This window comes from Halosimplex amylolyticum (genome assembly GCF_051414035.1).
GTDB lineage: Archaea > Halobacteriota > Halobacteria > Halobacteriales > Haloarculaceae > Halosimplex > Halosimplex amylolyticum.
Genome location: NZ_JBLKNW010000002.1, coordinates 745,306 through 766,583, shown reverse-complemented (window position 1 = coordinate 766,583; position 21,278 = coordinate 745,306). Strand labels below are relative to the sequence as shown.

Annotated in this window: 26 protein-coding genes; 15 read left to right on the top strand and 11 right to left on the bottom strand. The window is 70.9% G+C overall.

Translation table 11 applies throughout. The features are described from left to right. Window positions 1–44: 44 nt before the first annotated feature. Genes ACMGFE_RS14165 through ACMGFE_RS14155 form a run of 3 tightly spaced genes read right to left on the bottom strand, consistent with a single transcriptional unit; the run spans window position 45 to window position 2,473 of the window. On the bottom strand, window positions 45–818 hold the full coding sequence (locus tag ACMGFE_RS14165; protein ID WP_436925864.1) for an ABC transporter permease: 774 nt from the start codon (window positions 816–818) through the stop codon (window positions 45–47). Further along, the gene (locus ACMGFE_RS14160) at window positions 815–1,621 is read right to left on the bottom strand and encodes an ABC transporter permease (protein ID WP_436925863.1); all 807 of its coding nucleotides are present in this window, start codon (window positions 1,619–1,621) and stop codon (window positions 815–817) included. The genes ACMGFE_RS14165 and ACMGFE_RS14160 overlap by 4 nt, the downstream gene beginning before the upstream one ends. After that, on the bottom strand, window positions 1,622–2,473 hold the full coding sequence (locus ACMGFE_RS14155; protein ID WP_436925862.1) for an ABC transporter ATP-binding protein: 852 nt from the start codon (window positions 2,471–2,473) through the stop codon (window positions 1,622–1,624). It abuts the gene before it with no gap. 99 nt (window positions 2,474–2,572) lie between these two features. Here ACMGFE_RS14155 and ACMGFE_RS14150 point away from each other — a divergent pair, with 99 nt between their 5' ends. The 4 genes from ACMGFE_RS14150 (at window position 2,573) to ACMGFE_RS14135 (ending at window position 5,257) form a co-directional block, all read left to right on the top strand. Next, entirely contained in the window at window positions 2,573–3,118 is a 546-nt protein-coding gene (locus ACMGFE_RS14150) for a GbsR/MarR family transcriptional regulator (protein ID WP_436925861.1), read from the top strand. Window positions 3,119–3,198: 80 nt separating this feature from the next. Further along, window positions 3,199–4,458 carry a hydroxymethylglutaryl-CoA reductase (NADPH) gene (gene hmgA, locus ACMGFE_RS14145; RefSeq protein ID WP_436925860.1) on the top strand — a complete coding sequence of 420 codons (1,260 nt, stop codon included), beginning with the start codon at window positions 3,199–3,201 and terminating at the stop codon, window positions 4,456–4,458. 155 nt (window positions 4,459–4,613) lie between these two features. After that, window positions 4,614–4,781 carry a hypothetical protein gene (locus tag ACMGFE_RS14140; RefSeq protein WP_436925859.1) on the top strand — a complete coding sequence of 56 codons (168 nt, stop codon included), beginning with the start codon at window positions 4,614–4,616 and terminating at the stop codon, window positions 4,779–4,781. Between the two features lie 92 nt (window positions 4,782–4,873). Then, the gene (locus ACMGFE_RS14135; RefSeq protein ID WP_436925858.1) at window positions 4,874–5,257 is read left to right on the top strand and encodes a hypothetical protein; all 384 of its coding nucleotides are present in this window, start codon (window positions 4,874–4,876) and stop codon (window positions 5,255–5,257) included. A 29-nt stretch (window positions 5,258–5,286) separates the two neighbouring features. Here the strand turns inward: ACMGFE_RS14135 and ACMGFE_RS14130 are convergent, their stop codons facing one another. Next, window positions 5,287–5,661: a hypothetical protein gene (locus ACMGFE_RS14130; protein WP_436925857.1), complete on the bottom strand. Its 375-nt coding sequence runs from the start codon at window positions 5,659–5,661 to the stop codon at window positions 5,287–5,289. A gap of 70 nt (window positions 5,662–5,731) precedes the next feature. Next, window positions 5,732–6,253 carry a DUF5817 domain-containing protein gene (locus tag ACMGFE_RS14125; protein WP_436925856.1) on the bottom strand — a complete coding sequence of 174 codons (522 nt, stop codon included), beginning with the start codon at window positions 6,251–6,253 and terminating at the stop codon, window positions 5,732–5,734. Window positions 6,254–6,370: 117 nt separating this feature from the next. Between ACMGFE_RS14125 and ACMGFE_RS14120 the strand changes: the two genes are divergently transcribed. Then, window positions 6,371–7,993 (top strand): sensor histidine kinase, encoded by a 1,623-nt coding sequence (locus ACMGFE_RS14120; RefSeq protein ID WP_436925855.1) that lies wholly within the window; start codon window positions 6,371–6,373, stop codon window positions 7,991–7,993. On the opposite strand, the gene ACMGFE_RS14115 is transcribed toward ACMGFE_RS14120, so the two are convergent. Both ACMGFE_RS14115 and ACMGFE_RS14110 read right to left on the bottom strand, forming a co-directional pair. Next, window positions 7,973–8,647, bottom strand: a complete 675-nt coding sequence (locus ACMGFE_RS14115) for a uracil-DNA glycosylase (RefSeq protein WP_436925854.1) — start codon at window positions 8,645–8,647, stop codon at window positions 7,973–7,975. The two genes, ACMGFE_RS14120 and ACMGFE_RS14115, sit on opposite strands and share 21 nt — an antisense overlap. Before the next feature lie 6 nt (window positions 8,648–8,653). Next, on the bottom strand, window positions 8,654–9,223 hold the full coding sequence (locus tag ACMGFE_RS14110) for a metal-dependent hydrolase (RefSeq protein ID WP_436925853.1): 570 nt from the start codon (window positions 9,221–9,223) through the stop codon (window positions 8,654–8,656). Window positions 9,224–9,383: 160 nt separating this feature from the next. Here ACMGFE_RS14110 and ACMGFE_RS14105 point away from each other — a divergent pair, with 160 nt between their 5' ends. From ACMGFE_RS14105 to ACMGFE_RS14065, 9 genes are all read left to right on the top strand, one after another. Further along, window positions 9,384–9,962, top strand: coding sequence for a DUF5810 domain-containing protein (locus ACMGFE_RS14105; protein ID WP_436925852.1), 579 nt, complete (start codon window positions 9,384–9,386; stop codon window positions 9,960–9,962). 24 nt (window positions 9,963–9,986) lie between these two features. Then, on the top strand, window positions 9,987–10,451 hold the full coding sequence (locus ACMGFE_RS14100) for a DUF5809 family protein (protein WP_436925851.1): 465 nt from the start codon (window positions 9,987–9,989) through the stop codon (window positions 10,449–10,451). 87 nt (window positions 10,452–10,538) lie between these two features. After that, the gene (locus tag ACMGFE_RS14095) at window positions 10,539–10,994 is read left to right on the top strand and encodes a hypothetical protein (RefSeq protein WP_436925850.1); all 456 of its coding nucleotides are present in this window, start codon (window positions 10,539–10,541) and stop codon (window positions 10,992–10,994) included. Beyond that, window positions 10,991–11,554 (top strand): NUDIX hydrolase, encoded by a 564-nt coding sequence (locus ACMGFE_RS14090; protein ID WP_436925849.1) that lies wholly within the window; start codon window positions 10,991–10,993, stop codon window positions 11,552–11,554. The genes ACMGFE_RS14095 and ACMGFE_RS14090 overlap by 4 nt, the downstream gene beginning before the upstream one ends. After that, entirely contained in the window at window positions 11,551–12,117 is a 567-nt protein-coding gene (locus tag ACMGFE_RS14085) for an NUDIX hydrolase (protein ID WP_436925848.1), read from the top strand. The genes ACMGFE_RS14090 and ACMGFE_RS14085 overlap by 4 nt, the downstream gene beginning before the upstream one ends. Beyond that, entirely contained in the window at window positions 12,114–12,647 is a 534-nt protein-coding gene (locus ACMGFE_RS14080) for an NUDIX hydrolase (protein WP_436925847.1), read from the top strand. Before ACMGFE_RS14085 ends, ACMGFE_RS14080 begins: the two co-directional genes overlap by 4 nt. A gap of 61 nt (window positions 12,648–12,708) precedes the next feature. Beyond that, the gene (locus ACMGFE_RS14075; protein ID WP_436925846.1) at window positions 12,709–13,074 is read left to right on the top strand and encodes a rhodanese-like domain-containing protein; all 366 of its coding nucleotides are present in this window, start codon (window positions 12,709–12,711) and stop codon (window positions 13,072–13,074) included. A gap of 416 nt (window positions 13,075–13,490) precedes the next feature. Beyond that, window positions 13,491–16,628, top strand: coding sequence for a beta-galactosidase, LacZ type (gene lacZ, locus ACMGFE_RS14070; protein ID WP_436925845.1), 3,138 nt, complete (start codon window positions 13,491–13,493; stop codon window positions 16,626–16,628). A gap of 135 nt (window positions 16,629–16,763) precedes the next feature. After that, window positions 16,764–17,510: an MBL fold metallo-hydrolase gene (locus ACMGFE_RS14065; RefSeq protein WP_436925844.1), complete on the top strand. Its 747-nt coding sequence runs from the start codon at window positions 16,764–16,766 to the stop codon at window positions 17,508–17,510. Between the two features lie 20 nt (window positions 17,511–17,530). Here the strand turns inward: ACMGFE_RS14065 and ACMGFE_RS14060 are convergent, their stop codons facing one another. Both ACMGFE_RS14060 and ACMGFE_RS14055 read right to left on the bottom strand, forming a co-directional pair. Continuing rightward, window positions 17,531–17,875, bottom strand: coding sequence for a DUF7968 family protein (locus ACMGFE_RS14060; protein ID WP_436925843.1), 345 nt, complete (start codon window positions 17,873–17,875; stop codon window positions 17,531–17,533). Window positions 17,876–18,014: 139 nt separating this feature from the next. Further along, entirely contained in the window at window positions 18,015–19,409 is a 1,395-nt protein-coding gene (locus ACMGFE_RS14055; protein ID WP_436925842.1) for an eIF2B alpha/beta/delta subunit family protein, read from the bottom strand. A 131-nt stretch (window positions 19,410–19,540) separates the two neighbouring features. On the opposite strand from ACMGFE_RS14055, the gene ACMGFE_RS14050 reads away from it, so the two are divergent. After that, window positions 19,541–20,029, top strand: coding sequence for a metallophosphoesterase family protein (locus ACMGFE_RS14050; protein ID WP_436925841.1), 489 nt, complete (start codon window positions 19,541–19,543; stop codon window positions 20,027–20,029). Between the two features lie 57 nt (window positions 20,030–20,086). On the opposite strand, the gene ACMGFE_RS14045 is transcribed toward ACMGFE_RS14050, so the two are convergent. Both ACMGFE_RS14045 and ACMGFE_RS14040 read right to left on the bottom strand, forming a co-directional pair. Continuing rightward, complete coding sequence (locus tag ACMGFE_RS14045; RefSeq protein ID WP_436925840.1) at window positions 20,087–20,422, bottom strand: DUF7344 domain-containing protein; 336 nt, start codon at window positions 20,420–20,422, stop codon at window positions 20,087–20,089. Window positions 20,423–20,485: 63 nt separating this feature from the next. After that, window positions 20,486–21,151 (bottom strand): helix-turn-helix domain-containing protein, encoded by a 666-nt coding sequence (locus ACMGFE_RS14040; RefSeq protein WP_436925839.1) that lies wholly within the window; start codon window positions 21,149–21,151, stop codon window positions 20,486–20,488. Window positions 21,152–21,278 lie beyond the last annotated feature (127 nt).

Sequence of the window (21,278 nt, the reverse complement as noted above, 5' to 3'; positions counted from 1 at the left end):
GGCGACGGAGCCGCCGGAGGACCGGTCCGGTGGCCGACTCGCCCTCAGGAGACGCGCATCGTCCGGTACAGCGCGAGAGCGGTCGCCACGCCGACCGCGAGGAGATACGCCGCGCCCTCGCCGGCGAGCGACAGCGCCACGTCGGTCGAGAAGCCGGCGTCGACGGCGAGTTCGGTCGGTGCGTGGCCGGGCAGCAGCCGCGCGTACTCGGGCGGGTCCGCCAGCGGGTTCTGGACGAGGAAGAGGTCGAGCATCGTCCCGAACAGGGCGAGGTAGACGCCGGCGAGGCGGTCGACGACCAGGCCGGCGAGCACACCGAGCAGGCCGTAGGTCAGGGCGGCGAGCAGCGCGGCGGCCCCGACGAACAGCGGCCGCTCGGGGACGTAGACGGTCGCCGCGGTGGCCACGGAGACCGCGGTGACCAGCGCGCCGACGACCGCCAGGAGGCCGAAGCGCGCGAGGAGGACCGAGACTGGGCGGGCGCCGGCGACGACGAGTCGAGCGTCGGACTGGCGGGCGGCCTGTATCAGGAACACGCCCGCCAGCGCGCCGACGAGCGCGCCGACGAGGGGAACCATGAGCACGGCGTAGAGGTTCGCCATCTCGACCGCCTGGGTCCCGCCGCCCGGCACGCCGAGCGGGGCCGTCGTCGACGGGACCAGCCGGGTGAACCCGCCGATCAGGTACGCGGGGAGGAAGACGAACAGCGCCAGGAGGACCGGAGTGCGAGCGTATTCGCGGAGGCCCGCGACGAACGCCGCGATCGCGGTCGAGCGCCCGCCGTCGCCGCGTCCCGGCACGGCGTCCCCGGTGCTCACGCGCGCTCACCCCCGCTGGCGAGGCGCACGTACGCCGCGAGGACGACGCCGAACAGGACTGCCAGGTACGCCAATCCCGCCAGGGCGTCCTCCGTCGGGACCGACCCATCGAGCACGGCCGCCCGGAAGAGGGCGTGCGGGTAGTGCAGCGGGAGGAGGTTCACGACGGGCGAATCCACGTCGACGATGCCGCTGGCGAGGAAGTCGTCGAAGTCCGCGACGAACACGAGGACGAGCGAACCCTCGAGTTCCCGCGGGACGAGCGTCCCGACGAGGACGCCGAGGAGGCCGTAGGTCAGCGCCGCGAGGACGAGCGCGCCGAACGCGGCCGCGGGCGCGGCGACGGAGACCCGCCACGAGAGGGCGGCGAAGGTGACGCCGGCGGAGGCGACGCTCACCGCGAGGACCGTCCCGAGTCGGGAGACGAACAGGTCTGCGCGTTCGAACCCGCAGACCGCGAGGCGGCCGTCGGCCTGGACGGCGCTGACGACCTGGAAGAGGCCGATCAGTCCCGCGAGGAAGGCCGCGGCGAAGACCGCGCCGTTGACCCGCCCGAGTGTCGCGGGGACGGCCGACAGGTACGGCAACTCCGGAAACGAGGCCATCGCGCGGCCGTACCCCTCGACGACGAGCGGCGGGAGCGCGAGGAGCAGGACGACGTGGACCGGTTCCCGCAGGAACTCGCGGACGTGCGCGACGACGCCCGTCAGGAGTCGGTCGCGGCGGGCCCGCCGGGCGGTCGGCGGGGTACCGTCCCCACCGGCTACGGGGTCGCCGCCGCTGGTACTCGCGCCGGTGTTCATCTACGCCACCTCCGTCGGATCGGTGGCCGCGCCCTCGTCGGCGTCCGTTCCGTCGGTCGACCGCTCGGCGCCCGTTCCGTCCGGCGGTGCCCCGGTGGCCGTCCCGTCCGGCGACGCCCCCGGACCAGCGCCCTCCCCGGCGGTACCGCTCTCCCCGTCGGACTCGACGAGGTCGCCGTCCCGGAGTTCGTAGATCCGGTCGAACCGCTCGCGCTCGCTGACGAAGTGGGAGATGATCGCGATGGCGGTCCCCCGCTCGGTGAGTTCCTCCGTCAGTTGCCAGAACGCGAGGTACGTCTCCCAGTCGAAGCCGGTGTACGGCTCGTCGAGCAGGAGCACGTCGGGGTCGTGCAGCAGGGCGACGGCGAGGTTGACCTTCTGGCGGTTGCCGCCGCTGAGGTGGCGGACCTGGTAGTCGAGGAACCGCTCGAAGTCGAGGCGGTCCGCGAGGCGGGCGCGCGCGTCGTCGATCACTTCCTCGGAGAGCCCGTAGGCGGCGCCGAACAGGTCGAACGTCTCGGCGACCGTCAGGCGGTCGTAGAGCAGGGTCTCCTGCGGGCACCAGCCCACGCGGCCCGACCGCGCGACCGACCCCGCGTCGGCGTCCCGGGCACCGACGAGGATCTGCATCAGCGTCGACTTGCCGCTGCCGTTCGCGCCGACGATCCCGACGATCTCGCCCGCGCAGACCTCCAGGTCGACGCCGTCGAGCACTTCGACGCCGCGGCGCCACGGGAGCCACGAGTCGTAGGTCTTCTCGATGCCGACCCCGCGCAGGACGACCGCGTCGTCTCCGCCGGTCTCGTCGCCCACGGCGATACTATCGTCACCACCAATCGGAATATTCGGCATATACAAAATATTCTGTAGAGAACGATTTAAACGTTGGGGGTACCGAGGGACAGATATGACGGGAGCGCTCGACGCGGACGGCGACCGTCCCGACGAACCATGAGCGACACAGACACCGAGGACGCGGTCGAATCGGCGCGCGCGGAGATCATCGACGCCCTGGAACGGAGCGCGGAGGTCTACGGCGCGAAGCGCAGCTACGGCCGGCTGTTCGGCATCCTCCTGTTCGAACCGGAGCCCGTCTCGCTGGACGAACTCGCGGCGGAGAGCGGCTACGCGAAGTCGACGGTGAGCACCGCGATGACCACGCTCGAACGGTTCCACCTCGTCCACCGCCGGTCGCTCCCGGGGGAGGGCAAGAAGGCCTTCTTCGAGGCCGAAACGGACCTCTGGTACGTCTTCCAGCAGTTCCTCCGCCAGGAGGTCACTCGCGAGATTCGGATCATGAGCCGCGCGCTCGACGAGGCGGCCGAGACGCTGGAGGCCGCCGACGGCGAGCGCGCCGAGTACCACCTCGAACAGGTCCGGAAGCTCCAGCGGATGTACGACCGGAGCGACCGGCTCGTCTCCCTGCTGACCGGCCAGCCGCTGGACCGGCTGACCGAACTGCTCGGCCGCGTCACCGGCGGCGACGACGGGACCTGAGTGCGCGGCCGAACGGCGACCGCCGCGGCCGCGCGACCGGGACAGCAACTGTTAGGGGCGTCGACCGCGAGCCTCCGGGCATGACCGACGACTCCGACGCCGTGGACGCGCCGGCGGGCGAGGGCGACGCCGCCGAACCCGAAACCCTCGCTACCCGCGTCACTGACGGTGACCTGCGCCTCTACGAACTCGAAGACCACGCCGACGCCGAGACGGCCGCGACCGCCCGCCGACTCGTCGTCGAACGCGACACAGGGGTCGACCTCTCGGCCACCGGCGACTACACCTTCGCCACCGAATCCGCCGACTCGAACGTCGAGAACATGATCGGCGGGGCCCAGCTCCCGGTGGGCGTCGCCGGCCCCGTCACCGTCCACGGCGAGGCCGCCGACGGCGAGTACTACCTCCCCATCGCCACCACCGAGGGCGCGCTCGTCGCGAGCGTCAACCGCGGCTGTTCGGCCATCTCCGCGGCCGGCGGCGCGACGGTCCGCGTGACCAAGCGCGGGATGACCCGCGCCCCCGTCTTCCGCGTCGCCGACGTCTCCGAGGGCGCCGCGGTCGCCGAGTGGGTCCAGGACAACGAGGACCACCTCGCCGAGGCAGCGGAGTCGACGACGAGCCACGGCCGACTCCAGTCGGTCACCCCCTACGTCGTCGGCGACGCCGTCTACCTGCGGTTCTCCTACGACACCGGCGACGCCAACGGGATGAACATGGCGACGATCGCCACCCGTGCAGCGGCCGAGGTCGTCGAGGAGGAGACCCCCGCCTCCCTGGTGGCGCTCTCGGGGAACCTCTGCGTCGACAAGAAACCGGCCGCCATCAACGCCGTCGAGGGCCGCGGCCACACCGTCACCGCCGACGTGACAATCCCCCGGGAGACCGTCGAGGAGCGCTTCGGCACGACGCCCGAGGCCATCGAGGAGGGCAACACGCGCAAGAACCTCGTCGGGAGCGCGAAGGCCGGGAGCCTCGGATTCAACGCCCAGGCCGCCAACGTCGTCGCGGGCGTGTTCATCGCCACCGGCCAGGACGAAGCCCACGTCGTCGAAGGGAGTAACTGCATCACGACCGTCGAGGCCCGCGAAGACGAGCTCTACGCCAGCGTGAACCTGGCCAGCCTCCAGGTGGGGACCGTCGGCGGTGGCACCGACCTGGCCACCCAGTCGGAGATGCTCGACGTGATGGGCTTCGCGGGCGGCGGCGACCCCGTGGGGTCGAACGCCGACGCGCTCGCGGAAGTCATCGCCGCCGGCGCGCTCGCCGGCGAACTCTCCCTCCTCGCCGCGCTCGCCTCCCGGAACCTCTCCAGCGCCCACGAGGAACTCGGTCGATAGCACCGGAATCGCAATTGATGTTATTATGATATCATTTCGGGGTAGAGTGTAGATTTCACTTTCACTTCCGCTCCGGTGACGGCTGGCGTTTACCTTCGGGGCGCCGGTAGTTCGAGTGCGTCCGACCGGGAGCCCCGGCGGGCGCGTCCACACCCATGCCCCGCAACACAGCCACGGACGCTCGCGTCCGCACGAACGAGAGCAGCGAGAGCGACGACGACCTCCCGGTTCGCCGGGCGACGCGGATCATGCGCCTCGCGAAGCTGACGGTGACGACGCTGGCCGCCCTCGTGGGCGTCGCGAAGGCGCTCGGACTGCTCTGAGCGGCCCGCCCCCGGGCGGGGATCGCGAACCGCTACCCGTCGAGTCGTCGCCGGAGAAAGCCCTTTACAGGTCGCTTCCGTCGTCTCCGACCATGGACGACAGGGCCCCGATCTACGCCGCGGCCGCGGGCGTCGTCGCACCGGTGGCGACCGTCCGCCTCGTCGGCGTGGCGATCGATTCCGGATTCCTGCACCCGATCGTCGCGCTCGTCGTCCTGTTTCTCGTCCCCGTCCTGGGGATCGCCTGGGTCGTCTCTGCGGCCTGGAAGCTCGGGCTGACGGGCTGGGACCCGCTGGACCGGTTCCGGGACCGCGCTACCGTCCGCGAGGACATCCCCGCGCAGTTCCACGACGCCATCGACTACGAGACGCTCGATCAGCCCAAACACGAGGGGAAGATCCCGACGAACCTGTTTCTCTACGGGATCGCGTACTTCGTCGGCGTCCCGATTTTCGCGCTCGTCTTCATCCTCTGATTCGGCCCGCTGTCGCCGCTTCGAGCCGATCAACTCCCGAGCGCAGAACGGACGCGCTGGCCGTGGTCGACCCAGAGCCCGATCGTCGACCCGACGAGGGCCAGTCCCAGTCCGCCCCAGAAGAACGCGTCCGAGTAGTCCCGGGCGACGCCGACGGCGACGACTGTGAGTCCGACTGCCGCGATCGCCTGTCCCGCCGCGTCGAGTCGCTCCTCCAGGACCAGCGAGACGACGCCGAACCCCGCGAACAGGACCGAAAGCAGCGCGTAGACCGCGACGAGCCACCCGTTGTCCGGGCCGACGATCGCGAGGCCCGCCGCGACGGCCCCGAGGCTGGCGAGGACCCCTGTCGCCCAGGCGTACCAGAACCGTCGATCGAGCGTTCGGAGCGCCTCAGGGTTCATGGAGTGCGTATTCGGCCGGCCGTCGCAAGTGCTTTTCCCTCCACTCGGGAGACAGGTTCCGGGAGCGAGTTCAGATCGGGCGGTAGACGCCGCGGTTCTCGGTCGCCTCGCCCGCCCGGACGAACTTCTCCAGGGCGTTCCGCGCGTACCCGGCGTCGACCCCGCGTTCGCCGGCGTACTCGACGACCGCGTCCTCGGTCGCCTCGTCGAGTTCGCGCAGGGCCTCGCGGACGATCTCCTTCCGGCTCTTGCTCGTTCGCGTCTCCGTCGCGCGTTCTCCGGCCTCGGTGACGGCGTCCGCGTCCAGCCCCGACCCTTCGAGGTACTCGGCGTCGGAGGGCCCGACCTCGTCGATCTGCGACTCCATCTCGGCGAAGGAGTCGAGTTCCGCGAACGCGTCGCCGTGGCCCTGCCGGTTGGCGAGCATCGACGCCCGAACCTCGCGAGCGTGGTCCCTGTCCTCGGTCGAGACGAACTTCTTGCGCTTGGCGTACTGGCGGGTCGTCCCGCAGCGCGGACACTGACTGGTCTCGGGGCGCCCCTCGACGACCCAGAGCATCGAACAATCGCTACACCCGACGACGGCGTACATCGGCGCTGGGTTCGCCCCGCTCGACAATGAACCCTCGGGCATCGAGACCGGCGGTCGGCTATCAGCCGTGAATCGCCGGGCGACAATATTTACCCGCCGATCGGCTTGGATAGACCAATGGACCGCGTCTCGAACGAGGCGGGAGGCGGCACGCTCGCGCTCGCGGGCGTTGCCCTCACCGTCTTCCACCTCGTGGAGCTCTACGGGTTGCGGGCGTCGCCCGGACAGTTCTCCGTCCAGTTCCTCCCCCCGGCGCTCTCGCTGGCGCTGACGGCGGTCGGCGTCGAACTGGCCCGCGGGCGGCTCGCCTCGGATGGCCTCGCTGGCCGGCTGCTGGCGTGGACCGCCGCCGGTTCGGTCGCGCTCGTCGCGCTCGGCGCCTGGGTGTTCGCCGGCGTCGTCGTCAGAGGCTTCCCGCTGATGGACCCGCTGGACGCGCTGCTCGGCCTCGCCACGTTCGGGGCGCTCGGCGGCGCCCTGGTCGGCGTCTACGACGTCAAGCGGCTGGAGCAGGCGCGGTTCCTCGAACGGCTCAACCGGATCAACGACACGCTCCGGATCGCCACCCAGGCGCTGGTCGACGAGACGGACCGGGAGCGGCTCGAACAGACCGTCTGCGAGCGGCTGACCGACTCGGACCCCTACGACGCAGCGTGGCTCGGTCGCTACGACGAGAGCGGCGCCGAAGTCCGCCCGGTGGCGTGGTCCGAGTTCGACGACGAGTACGTCCAGTCGATCGTCGTCACCGTCGACGACAGTCCGACCGGCAGCGGTCCGGGTGGCCGCGCGATCAAGACCGGCGAGATCCAGAGCGTCCCAGACGTGTTCGCCGACCCCACGATGGAGCCGTGGTGGGACCTCCTGGAGAGCCACGGGATCACGTCGCTCGCGGTCGTGCCGATCCGCCACGACGACACCGTCTACGGCTTCTTCAGCATCTACACCGAGCGGGACGACGTCTTCGACCAGCGCGAGCAGGGGGTGCTCTCTGAACTCGGCGAGACGATCGGCCACGCCATCGCCTCGATCGAGGCCCGCGAACGCCTCGCCAGGCGCGAGCGAGAACTCGCCCGCCAGAACGAGCGCCTGGAGGAGTTCGCCGGCGTCGTCTCCCACGACCTGCGCAACCCGCTGAACGTCGCGGCCGGGCGCGTCGAGATCGTCCGGAACGAAGACGCCAGCGAACACCTCGCCGCCGCGGCCGACGCGCTGGACCGGATGGACGAACTCATCACCGACCTCCTGTCGCTCGCCCGGCAGGGAGCGACCGTCGACGAGCGCGAGCAGGCGGATCTAGACGCCCTCGTCGACCAGGCGTGGGCGACAGTGAACGCTCCCGCAGCGACGCTCCGGACCGACCGGGTCCCCGAGAGCGACGCGACCGACGGTGCCCTCGGCGCCATCGAGTGCGACCCGTCGCGAGTGCGCCAGTTGCTCGAGAACCTCTTTCGCAACGCCGTCGAACACGGCGGCGCGGACGTGACCGTCACCGTCGGTCGGACGGCGGACGGGTTCTTCGTCGCCGACGACGGCCCCGGCGTCCCCGCGGACAGCCGCGAGGAGATATTCGACGTCGGGTTCTCGACCGACGACCGCGGGACGGGCTTCGGGCTGAACATCGTCGAACAGATCGCGCGAGCCCACGGCTGGGACGTCTCCGTCGGCGAGAGCGCCGACGGGGGCGCCCGCTTCGAGTTCACCGGCGTCGGGCCGAACCCGTCAGTCGCCGACCGCGTCTGAGTCCGCGTCCGCCTCCGAGCGCGCCCCAGCGCCGGCGAGCCGCTCCCGGATCGCCTCCACGTACTCCCCGTAGGAGTACCCGAGCCGGCCGATCCAGACCTCCTGATAGGAGGGGTGGACCAGCGGGAGGAGCGTCGTCCCGAGCACCTCGCAGTTGACCGGCTCCAGCACCGCGTCGAGGAAGCCGTCGAGGTCGCGGTCGTCGACCGCCAGCACGGACTCGGTCGCGTGTTTCCCGGTGGCGAGGACGGCTACGGGGTCGACCTGCCGGATCTCTTCGACGAGATAGGGGCGGCAGTTCGCCCGCTCTTCGGGGGTGGGCTCGCGGTTGTCGCCCGGGTCGTCGGGGTCCGGCGGGAAGCACTTCACCGCGTTCGTGTAGTACGCGTCGCCGCCGTATCCGGCGTCGGCGACGAGTTCGCGGATCTTCCGGCCGGAGCGACGCGAGGTGTAGGCCATCCCCGTCAGGTTGCCGCCCCGCCAGCGGTCGGCGTCGGGATCACCCGCCGCGGGCGCCTCGCCGACGACGACCAGGGTCGCGTCAGCGGGGCCGTTGCCCCACGAGATGCACGTCCGGTGCTCGACGAGTGCCGGACAGCGCCGGCAGTCCGCGGCGAGGACGTTCCGGTCGGCGGGGTCGGGAAACGAGGGCATGCGTTCTCAGTCGGCGCCGGTGACGCCGCGCCAGGCGCGGACCGGCCACGACGCGGCGGTCGCGAGACCGGGGTAGCCGTCGGCGCGCCAGACGACGACCGCCAGTCCGACGAGCAAGAGTTCGAAGTAGAACTCCGGCGAGGCCTCGATCAGCGCGAAGTGAGCGAGGAAGCTCTGTTCGACCTCGTACTCGACCGGCGGGATGGCCGGCCAGAGCAGGAAGCCGACGTGGCGGAACTCCAGGTCGACCAGCGAGTAGAGGGCGTCGCCGAACAGGTGAGTGAGCGCGCCGATCCCGAACGCCACCGCGAGCGGTTCCTCGCCTTCGTCCCTGACCCGGGCGAGACTGTAGACGAGGGCGACGACCGGGACGACGACCAGCAGCGAGTGCGCCAGCGACCGGCCGCTCGGGAGGACCGAGAACGTCCACGCGAACGGCTTGTCCACGAGGTCGGGCGCCTGCGAGGCGACCGCGACGACGAGGGCGGTCGCCGCGGTCGGTCGATGACCGCGTCGGAGTCGGGAGTACAGCGAGTAGAGGAGGTAGGCCATCGCGAGGTGTCCCCAGGGCCACATCACCGGGGGAGACGGCCGTGGCGTCCTTACGTGTGTCGACTCGGTAGGACGGTGCGGCGGCGTCCCACCGCCGTCGCCGGGTCAGTGCCGTCGACTGCGTCGCGACGGCGCCCCGACCGCTTCTGAAAGGCATATGCGCCTCGCGGCCGTCGGGGCGGGTATGGGCTACGCGTGTCCCGTCTGCGACGATCCACAGGCCGACGCCGAGCACCTCGCCAACCACCTCGCGTTCACGGCGATGCTCCGCGGGGCCGGCCACGAGACGTGGCTGGACGAGCACGTCGACGACTGGGCGAACCGCTCCCCGGAGGAGCTCGCCGGGCGAGTCAGCGACCACGCCGACGAGGAGGAGTTCCCCCAGGTCTTCGAGGACACGACCGGCGGTCACGAGTCCGGCCACGACCACGGCCCGGGCGGCCACGGACACGATCACGGCGGCAATGGACACGACCACGGCGGCCACGGACACGCCGGACAGTCGGTCGACGCCGTCGAGAACGCGGTACCTGGGGGCGTCGCCGACCTCGACGACGTCGGGGACGACCAGGAGGACATACTCACCGAGGCACGCGAGTTGACGCGCCAACGCCGCGAGAACGCGGCGGGCAACGGCGGTGAGGACGGCGAAGGCGGTGAGGACGGCGAAGGCGGTGAGGACGGCGAGGACGGCGACGGTGACGAGGCCAGTCGATCCGACGACGCCGCTCGCGACGGCGACGAGGAAACCGGGAGTTCCTAAGTCCCCGCGGGCGAACCGGGTGGCATGGACACCGAGGGGACGATCGCGCCGGCGACCGCCGACGAGGCACGTGAGCGCTACGAGGCGCTCGGGTCGACGGCGCAGGTGGTCGTCAAGGAAGTCGCGAAGGCGATGGCGATGGACGCCGACGAGTACCGCGAGCGCGTCACGAGCGACGTGGTCGAGACCGCCCGCGACGCGCTGTTCGCCTCGATGCTCGAAGTGTACGTCGGGACGCGCGAAGAGTTCGACGAGTGGACCGCCGAGAACGACGGCTTCGCGGTCACGGAGGTCGGGAGCGAACACGTCGACAACGTGGTCTGGCACGTCGCGCCGGCGGCGGAGACCGTGGTCGCCGCGACCTTCCAGGACGAGCGCGAAGCCGCCGTCGGGACGCTCCGCCGGCAGGCGTTCGGCCGCGTCTACCGCGAGCTGGTCGCGAGCGACGGCGCCGACGAGTCCGCGGAGACGCCCGACCCCGAGGAGTGAGCGACCGGTGGCTCCGGGGCGGCCGACCGCACCGGAACCGCCGGAGCGTATCCGTGTCGTTTTCACCCGGTCGGCCGTAACGCCGGTATGCGACGGGTCACTCGCAACGTCGTCCTCCTCATTCTGGCCGTCCTGGTCGCGCTCCTCGCGCTGGGTGCCCTCCCCGCGCTCCTCGGGAGCGGCGACCCCTACTACCTGACAGCGGAACCCGTCGACGACGGGAACGCGTCGGCGAACGGATCCGCCGCGGCCAACGGGTCCACAGTGGCGAACGGGTCCGTAGGGGTCGTCAACGCCAGCGCCGCGATCAACGGATCGGCGCTCTCTGAACGCCGGTTCCCGTACACGACCCAGGCGCTGCGCAACGGCACGTCCGATCCCTACCGGAAGGGGCCGTGGGGACTGAAGGAGGCGTTCACGCACTCGCCGTTCGACGAGCGCGACGCGCTGGCGGCGCGTAACGCGACCGCAGTCACCCCGGAGGGCGTGCTCGTCTCCTACAACGGCACGCTTTACCGGGTCGCGGTCGGACAGCGCGTATGAGCGACCCCGACGACGGACCCGCGCGCGAACCGCCGCACGAATGGCGAGTCGTCGACCGCGAGACCGAGTACGAGACCGGCTGGTACGACGGCGGCTACGACCGCGTCGAGCAGCCCGACGGCACCGAGAAGGAGTACTACTGGGCCGAACTACCGGCCGCGGTCGTCGTCGTCGCGCGCACCGGCGACGAACTCGTCCTCGTCGACCAGTACCGCCCCGTGATCCGCGAGCAGTGCCTCGAACTCCCCGCCGGCATCGTCGAGGACGGCGAGTCGTTCACGACCGCGGGCGCCCGCGAACTGCGCGAGGAGACCGGCTTCGACCCCGCCGGCGTCTCCCTGATCGAGGACTTCTGGTGTGCAACCGGCGTCCTCCGTCACCGCCGGGGCATCGTCTTCGCCGAGGGGCTCGAACCGGTCGAACGCGACCTCGACGGCAACGAGTTCCTCTCGGTGACGACCGTCCCCGTGGAGGACGCGCTGGACGTGGCGCGGCGCCAACCCGCCAACGACGCCACCATCGAAGGGGTGTTGCTCGCGAAGGAGGAGGGGCTGTTGTGACGCTGCCGACCCCTCCCTGGGAGGACGACGACCCCGCCTGGCCGGTCCGCGAGGAGGTCGTCGCGTGGGAGACGCCGTTCTGCGAGACCGGATACGACGTGGTCGAGCGACCTGACGGCACCGAGGGCGAGTACTACTGGCTCGCCTCGGCCGATGCCGCGGCCGTGATCGCCCTCACCGAGGCTGACGAACTCGTCCTCGTCGAGCAGTACCGACCCCGATACCGCCAGCGGTCGCTCGGGCTCCCGGGCGGGTTCGTCGAGGACGGGGAGGACCCCGCGGCCGCCGCCGCGCGCGAACTGCGCGAGGAGACCGGATACGTCGCGGAGGACCTCTCCCATCTCGAGACCCACACGCTGTCGCCGTGGACGCGCTACGTCCGCCACGTGTTCGTCGCCGACGGCCTGGACCGGGCCGAACGAGACCTCGACGACGGTGAGTTCGTCGACGTCGAGACCGTCCCGGCCGACGAGGCGATCGACCGCCTGCGGGAGCGCGAAGGCCCGGCAAACGGGATGACGCTCACCGCGCTGCTCCTCGCTCGCGAGGAGGGGGTGCTGTGAGCGGCGAGGACGGCGTGCCGACTCGGGCGAGTGCGGAAGCACTGGCCGATCCGCCGGCGGACGCGGGCGCCGACTGGACGCACCTCGACACCGAGGTCGTCTGGGAGAACCCCTACTTCACCGCCGGCTACGACGAGGTCGAACGGCCCGACGGCGAGGTCGTCCTGCTCGAACAGTACAGCGTCCGACTCGACCAGTCGCTGCTCACCTGTCCCGGCGGCGCGGTGGACGACGGCGAGTCCTTCGTCGACGCCAGCGTTCGGGAACTGCGCGAGGAGACCGGCTTTCGGGCCGGCGAGGCCGAACTCCTGGAGGCGTACCAGCCGACCGCGTGGACCCGGATGACGCAGGCCGTCGTCTACGCGACCGACCTCGAACCGGGAGCACCCGACCTGGAGAGCGGTGAGGACATCGCCGCGTTCGCCGTCCCCGCCGAGGAAGCGGTCGCGGCCGTTCGCGCCCGGGCGTTCCCCTTCGGCGGCGGCCTCGCGCCGCTGCTCGTCGCCCGCGACGAGGGGCTGCTGGACTGAGGGGCTCGTTCGCTCGACTCCGACGAACCTATAGCGTCCGGCCACCGACCGCGATCTAACGATGGACGGCGAGATCTCCGGCGAGGAACTGCAGGCGCTCCTGGACGACGGGGCCGAAGACGGCGACCTCCGGATCGTGGACATCCGCAACCCCGGGTCGTTCGAGCGCGGGCACATCCCCGGCAGCGAGAACATCCCGGCGAACGAACTGACCGACCGCGTCGAGGAACTCGACGGCGCCGGGCGCGTCGTGACGGTCTGCCCGATGGGCAAATCGAGCATCCAGGCCGCCCGTCTGCTCGGGTCCTACGAGGGTGTCGACGGCCCTGTCGAGAGCCTCGCGGACGGGCTGAACGCCTGGGACGGCCCACTAGAAACGCCCGAATCCTCCGGCGGGTCGACCGACGGATCGACCGCGCCGTTCTGAACCGCCCCGTCGTTCTCCGCGCGTGCCTGTTCCGGAGCCACCGCTACGCGGGTACAGAGACGGTGGCTCGGGAAAACTCCTCGTCACAAGGGGCTCAGTGGGGGTAACTGCTCGTCATCGCCACCGGTCCGGTGTAGACGTCCCCCAGTGAAAAGCGCACGTATGTGCGGTCGGCGGCAGCGGCCGAGACTGGCGGCTCCGACGCGGAGGGAGACAGCGACGGCGATACTCCGACAGTCTCTCCACCGGAAGAGACGGCCAGCCACTCGTCGAACGGGCCGTATCGACGGGTGATCGGCCATCCCGGAGCGCATCGAACGGGGGACGTGGGCGACGGGCGGGCGACGCGTCGGCGGCGGTCCCCGAAGCGGGCACCCGGAAGAATAAACCCCGCTCGTTCGCACACCACGCACGACATGGAAGACTGGATCGACCCCGAGACGGTGGGTCGGAACCGACTCGCGCCGCACACGGACGTGCTGCCGTACGCGGACGCCGAGAGCGCCCGAGACGACGATCTCGCGGCATCGCCGTGGACCACGCTGCTGAACGGCCAGTGGGAGTTCGACCTGGCACCGACGCCGTCCGACGCCCCCGAGGGGTTCGCCGACCCCTCGTTCGACGCCGCCGACTGGGACGACGTCGAAGTCCCGCTGAACTGGCAGGCGGCGGGCTACGGACGACCGCACTACACGAACGTCGACTATCCGTTCCCGGTCGACCCGCCGCGGGTCCCGACCGACAACCCGACCGGATCGTACCGGCGAACGTTCCACGTCGACGAGGAGTGGGACGGCCGCCGGGTCCGCCTCCACTTCGAGGGCGTCGACTCGGCGTTTCACCTCTGGGTGAACGGCGAGCGCGTCGGCTACAGCGAGGGCGCCCGCCTCCCGGCGGAGTTCGACGTGACCGAGCACGTCGAACCCGGCGAGAACACGATCGCGGTCCGGGTGTACAAGTGGACCAACGGGAGCTACATCGAAGACCAGGACATGTGGTGGCTGAGCGGTATCTTCCGGGAGGTCTACGCCTACGCCGTCTCCGAAGCTCACGTCGCCGACGTCGACGTGCGCACGGACCTCGACGAGGACTACGAGGACGCGAACCTGCGTGCCGACGTGGAAATCGCAAACGCCGGGGCGAGCGAAGCCACCCGCACCGTCGCAGCGACGCTCCGCGACGAAGACGGCTCGGCCGTCGCTGAACTCGGCGGAACCGCGGAGGTCCCCGCGGACGACACGGCGACCGTCACGCTGGAGACGACAGTGACCGACCCCGAGAAGTGGACGGCGGAGACGCCGACGTGTTACACGCTCGAACTCGCGCTGACCGACGGCGACGGCCGGGACGCGAGCGCTGGCGACTCGACCGAGGTCGTCACGGAGACGGTCGGCTTCCGCGAGGTCGAAATTGCGGACGGGCAGTTCCTCGTCAACGGCGAGGCGGTGACGATCCGCGGCGTCAATCGCCACGACTTCCACCCCGACCGCGGCCGCCACGTGCCGATGGACGCGATGCGCGAGGACGTCGAGCTGATGAAGCGGCACAATATCAACGCCGTTCGGACGGCCCACTACCCGAACGACTCCCGGTTCTACGACCTGTGCGACGAGTACGGGCTGTACGTCCTCGACGAGACGGACATCGAGTGCCACGGGATGGAGAACGCGCCGGAGACGCCCCACGTCAGCGACGCGCCCGAGTGGCGCGACACCTACGTCGACCGCATGGTCCGGATGGTCGAGCGGGACAAGAACCACCCCAGCGTCGTCGTCTGGTCGCTCGGCAACGAGTCGGACTTCGGCGAGAACCACGTCGCGATGGCCGAAGCGACCCGCGAGCGCGACCCGACGCGGCCGATCCACTACGAGCCCGACACCGAGCAGGAAGTCTCGGACATCGTCGGCCCGATGTACCCGCCGTGGGACCAGCTGGAGGAGTGGACCGCCGAAGACGACTACGACCACCCCGTCATCATGTGCGAGTACGCTCACGCGATGGGCAACGGGCCCGGCAGCCTCGGCGAGTACTGGGACATGATCGACGAGCGCGAGCGCCTGCAGGGCGGGTTCGTCTGGGACTGGCTCGACCAGGGACTGCGCCAGCGGACCGACGACGGCGAGGAGTGGTTCGCCTACGGCGGCGACTTCGGCGACGAGCCCAACGACGGGAACTTCAACATCAACGGTCTCGTGTTCCCCGACCGCGAGCCCTCGCCCGGCCTCGTCGAATACAAGAAGGTCATCGAGCCGGTGACGCTCGCCGCGGGGGAGCTCGACCGCGGCGAGGTCGTCGTCGAGAACCGCTACGACTTCCGCTCGCTGGACCACCTGACCGCCTCCTGGCGCGTCGAGGCCGACGGCGAGGTCGTCGAGAGCGGCGCGCTCGACCTCCCGGCGGTCGCTCCCGGCGAACGCGGATCCGCCGCGGTCCCTATCGAGGACGCCGAGCGCGGCGACGCCGAGCACTTGCTGACGATCGAGATCTCACTTGCGGGCGCGACTGCGTGGGCGGACGCCGGCCACACGGTCGCGACCGGGCAGTTCGAACTCCCCGACAGCGGCGAGCCGGCGACGCCGCGCGTCGACACCGGCCCGCTCACCTCCGAGCGGACCGACGACGGCATCGTCGTCTCCGGCCCGGAGTTCGAACTCGTGTTCGACGACACCCACGGGGTCGTCGACTCGCTGACCTACCGCGGGAGCGAACTCGTCGCCGACGGGCCACGGGTCGACCTCTGGCGGGCGCCGACCGACAACGACCGCGGACTGCCCCTCGACGGCCAGCTCCTCTCGCGGCTGACCGACCTGTCAGAGCGGGAAGCGACGCTGGAACCGGGGCAGTTCTGGACGATCGGGTTCGCGCAGATCTGGCGCGAGCACGGTCTCGACAGCCTCCAGTTCCGGACGGACGAGGTCACCCACGAACAGGGCGACGACGCGGTCGAGATCACGGTCGCGGGGCGGCTCGCGCCGCCGGTGTACGACCACGGCTTCGCGACGGAGCAGACGTACACCGTCTCCGGCGACGGGTCGGTCGCGATCGAGACGCGACTCGAACCGGAGGGGGACATGTCCGTGCTACCCTCGTTGCCGCGCGTCGGCCTCGACCTGACGCTGCCCGGCGACTTCGAGACGGTCACGTGGTACGGGCGCGGCCCCGGCGAGTCCTACGCCGACAGCAAGCGGTCGTCGCTGGTCGGCCGCTACGAGCGAGACGTGACCGACCTGCACACGCCCTACGTCAGGCCGCAGGCGAACGGCAACCGGACGGACGTGCGCTGGGCGACGTTCACCGACGGGCGCGGCGTCGGCCTCCGCGTGACCGGCGACTCTCCCCTCGACGTGACCGCCCACCGCTACACGACCGCCGACCTGGAAGCGGCCGACCACGTCCACGAACTGCCCGAGCGCGACGAGATCTCCGTCTCGCTCGACCACGCTCACTGCGGGCTCGGGACGGGGAGTTGCGGCCCGGAGACGCTCGAACAGTACCGCGTCGAACCCGACGCCGTCGCGTTCGCCGTCGAACTCCGGCCGTTCGTCGCGGACTGACCGGTCCTACGTCGGTGGCCGGCCACGGGCCGACCCGACACAGCGCCGGCGCGTATACGACGTAGTACATCGGATGCGCGACGGTTCGGTCGACAAGCACCCGACTTATGTGCGCTCGGACGCGTACACGGAGCAATGACCGTGCGCCACGACGGGATCACCGTCGAGTGGCTAGGGTACGCCACGCTGCGCTTCGCCGGCGACGAGACCGTCGTCTACACCGATCCGGGCCGGTACGGCGTCCTCACCGGCGAGTGGGAGCCCGACACCGACGGGGTCGGCCACCCGCCCGCGAAGGACTACCGGCCGGAGGACGCCGACGTGGTCTGTCTGACCCACGTCCACCACTACGACCCCGATGGCGTCGAACGGGTCGCCGGCGAGGACACGACCATCGTGGCGTTCGAGGGCATCGCGGAGGGCGTCGAAGACCGAGAGCTACCGCCGCTGTCGTCGCTCCCCTACGACGTGGTGACGGTAGGCGACCGCGACAGTATCACCGTCGGCGACGTGCCCGTCTGGACGGTGCCCGCCTACAACGAGCCCGACGGCCCCCACACGCGCCCAGACGGCACTCCCTTCCACCCCGAGGGGTTCGGCTGCGGCTTCCTCGTCGCCGTCGAGGGAAAACGGGTCCTCTACCCCGGCGACACCGACGCGCTCGGACCGCACCAGAACGTCGACGTCTCGGTGTTCTGTCCGCCCATCGGGCCGCGCTTCACGATGAACCGCCACGAGGCCGCCGCCCTCGCCGCCGTGATGGAACCGGAACTGGTCGTCCCAGTCCACTACAACACGTTCTCGACGCTCGAAACCGATTCCAGGGCGTTCGCCGCCGACGTCGCCGAGGCTGGGGTCCCCGTCGCGCTCGACGAGTCGTAACTGCGCCCGGCACAGCCGCCTCAGCCGCCGGCCCTGTCGTCGCGTCCCGCTTCTGAACCGGGACCTGCGCCGCCGTCCCGGCCGCTGGCTTCCTCGGCAGGGACGAACGTGAACTCTGTCCCCTCACCGATTCGCTCGCCGCCGTCGACCGTTTCGACGGTGAGCGTCACGTCCCGAGTCGTCCCGCAGCCGCGGCTGACGAAGTGCTCCCAGGCGTCGCCCGCGGCGACCGGTCCGGCCTCGGCGCTCCGGAGGTAGGCGCTGTACCGCGACTTCGAGAGCTCGTCGGCGACGCGGTCGGTCACGGGCGCGTAGCGGAGGACGACCCGCTCGGCGACCGCGTCGGCCGGCGCACTGGTTGTCACGACACGAACCGACGGGACTCCCGGTGAAAACGGTTGCGCGGACGGACGGTCGGGACGGGACAGCGCGAACAGGTGAAGTCGGGAGCGGAGCCGAAAGCAGGGTGCTGTCCCCGATCCGCCGCTGTCGCTCGACGCGGCGCTACCGGTCCCAGTCCGCCAGTTCGCGGTGTTCGGCGGCGATCTCCGCGATGGCGTCGACGTCGAGGACGCCGCGTTCGGTCGCGACAGCGTCGATCCGGTCCGCCGGCGTCACGTCGAAGGTCGGATTGGCGATCCGGAGGGGCGCGTCGCCGTCGTACACCTCGGCGGGGTCGCGTTCCTCGCGGTCGACGGTGACCGCGGCGTCGCGCGGGTCGCTCTCCGGTGCAATCTTGTCGCTCGCGGCGACGACCACGCAGTCGACCCCCTCGCTCGCGGCGGCGGTCGCCGCGGCCCGCGTTCCGACCTTGTTGACCACCCGTCCGTCCGGCAAGAGCGTGTCGGCGCCGACGACGAGCGCCTCGACGCCGGTCGCCGCCAGTCGGTCCGCCAGCGCGGCGTCGGTCGTCAGCGTCACCGTCGCCTCCGTCGCTTCGGCCAGCCCCTCGGCGGTCCCGACCCCCTCCCGGCCCGGCCGCGACTCCGCGACCAGTATCTCCTCCGGGTCGGCGCGTTCGACCGCCGCCGTCACCGTTCCCGACCGCGAGAGCGTGGCGATACGGTCCGGAAGCCGGTCTGCCGCGAGCGCCGCTGCGCCGTCGTCTGCGGCGCTCGTCCGTTCGATTCCTTCGTGGGCAGCACCTTCGAGGGCATCGGGGGAGCCGTCTTCGGCGGCGGCGTGGACTGCTCTGTTGACCCGGTTGGCGACGACGGCCATCGCCGGCCGGGCGTCGAGCAACTCCCGGGCGACGGAGGTGAGTTGCGACCACGCCCCTCCGGCACCGCCGTCGCGCTCGGCGGCGAGCGCTGTCTCGTCACGCAGGACTTCGAGGGCCCGGACCGAGATGTAGGCCGAGCCGTGCTCGGCGTCCGCGGCGACCGACCCCGGTGTGGGTCGCACCCGGTCGTAGGACGTCCAGAGGTCGGGAACCGTCTCGCGGCGGAGGATCTCGGTCGGCGGCACCCACTCGAAGTCGACCGTCTCCTCGTTGGTGTCGACGGCCCGCGACGCGCACTCGAAGAGGGACGGGTGAACCACCCAGTGCTTGCCGAGGTCCGCGTCGGTCACCTCGAACGGCTCGCCCCGCCGGACAAGCGTCACGTCGGTATCCGGATCCAGGCCCGTCTCCTCGCGGATCTCTTCCAGCGCGGCCGCGTCCGGGTCGCCCTCGGCGTGGCCCGCGACCGTTCCCCAGCGATCGCTGTAGGACCCCACGGCGTCGCTCCGTCGCAACAGGAGCACGTCGCTGTCGTTCCGCAGGAAGACCGTGACCACGTGCGTCTCCGCGAGCGCGTCGCCGACTGGCTCCTCGTCGCCCTCCTCCCCGCTACCCGCGGCTCCGTCCCCGTCGATGTCGCCATCAGTGTCGCGGTCGCCGTCGGTGTCGTCGGACATCGCTCGGTCGTGTCCGACTTCGTCGGCGACCGGTATGAGCCCCGGGGTCGCCACGTGGTCCGACACGGGGGGAAACCGACGGCGCTTCCGCGGGGCAAACCGACTTGGGCGTGCCCGTCGAACCCTCGCGCATGGAACTCGCCCTCGTCAGCGACACGCACATCCCTTCCCGAGCGCGGCGGATCCCCGACGCGTTCCGCGAGCGGATCCGCTCGGCCGACCACACGATCCACGCCGGCGACTTCGACTCCGAAGGCGCGCTCGCCGACGTCCAGGACCTCGCCCGCGAGTTGACCGCGGTCGCCGGAAACACCGACCCCCGCGTGGGACTGCCCCAGCGAGTCGCCGCCGAGTTCGGCGGCGTGACCGTCGTCGTGACTCACGGCACCGGTTCGAAACGCGGCTGGATCGATCGGGTCGCGCGGGCGGTGCGCGAGGAAGCAGACGAACCGCGCGTCGGCGTCGCCGGTCACACCCACCGGGTCGTCGACCGCGAGCACGGCGGGGTGCGGATCCTGAACCCCGGCAGCGCGACCGGCGCGGCCCCTGCCGACCGGCCGACGATGATGACCGCCGAGGTTTCCGACGGGGAGTTCGACGTCACCGTTCACGAGGCGTGAGACCCGGTGTGTGGCGGCAGCTCGGTCCCAGTCTGGACACCGAGCGTCCGCCCGCAGTTACTCCTCGGTAGCGGGCATCGCTCGGCCGAGTTCGGCGCGGTCGTCGGTTCGGTCGACCGTCTCGACGACGTTGGTCTCCGGGTCGTATTCGACCAGTCCGGCGTCGTCGAGCTTCGGGAGATGAACGTGGCGGAGCGTGACGGCGACGTTCTGGCGCTGCTCGCGCTCAGTGGATTCCTCCGCCGCGGCGAGCCGCTCGCTCAGGTCGGACAGGGTCGTGCGACGTCCCGGTTCGAGGTGTTCGAGCAGTTCGAGGAGGCGACGGCGACGAGGGTCGGCGAGCACCGCGAACAGCGCGTCTCGTTCGGCGGGAGTGCTCTGGGAATGTGCCATGAAGTTCTCGCCAGGGCTAGGCGATTTTCCCGGGTAAGCCGACGGGTGAGATAGCGAAGGCGTTTAAGTACCCTGTTCCGGGGTACCCGTGAGCAGTGCGTTTTCGACCAGTCGGGAGACTCCGCGGTCCAGCCGCTGGGAGAACGCCTGCTGGGAGATGTCGAACGCCGCCGCGAGTTCCGTCGCGGTCGCGCCCCGCGGCGTGTCGTAGTAGCCGGCTTCGTAGGCGGCCAGGAGCGCGTCGCGCTGCTTGGCCGTCAGCCCGAACGTGCCGCTGTGGGGCTCCATCGGCGAGAACAGCTGGTGAAGGGCGACCTCCCCGCTGTTCTTGAAGTGCGCGTGGAACTGCCCCAGTTTCTCGCGGTCCCCGAACCGGACTCGTAGCTGCCACTCGCCGGCCCGCCCGGTCGCGTCGAGGACGACCCCCTCGTGGTCGAGAACCAGGTCCAGCACGCGGGCGACCTCGCGGCTCCAGGTCATCTTGTACAGGCGCGCGTCTTCGAACGCGTCTGTCGTCTCGAACGCTTCGACGGACGGGTCCTCGGCCAGGGCCTCCTCGAACGCATCGAACGACTCCTCGGGCGCCGAGACCCAGAGAAACGGCATGATCCACTCGCGACTGTGGGCGACGAGTCGGTCGAACTCGACCGTGAGCCCGGGGGCGGCGTCCAGGGAATCGCCCAGCGCGAAGGCCGCTGCAGAAACGGTGAACTCTCCGACGACACTCATTGCGAGTGGTAATCCGAACGGCGAGATGAGGCTTTCGCCCCGAGCGGTCGCGGTGGAGAGCGAACCGCCCCCGAGCGGTCGCCGCTGAGGGCGGAACTGCCCCCGAACGGTCAGCTTCTCGCCTCGC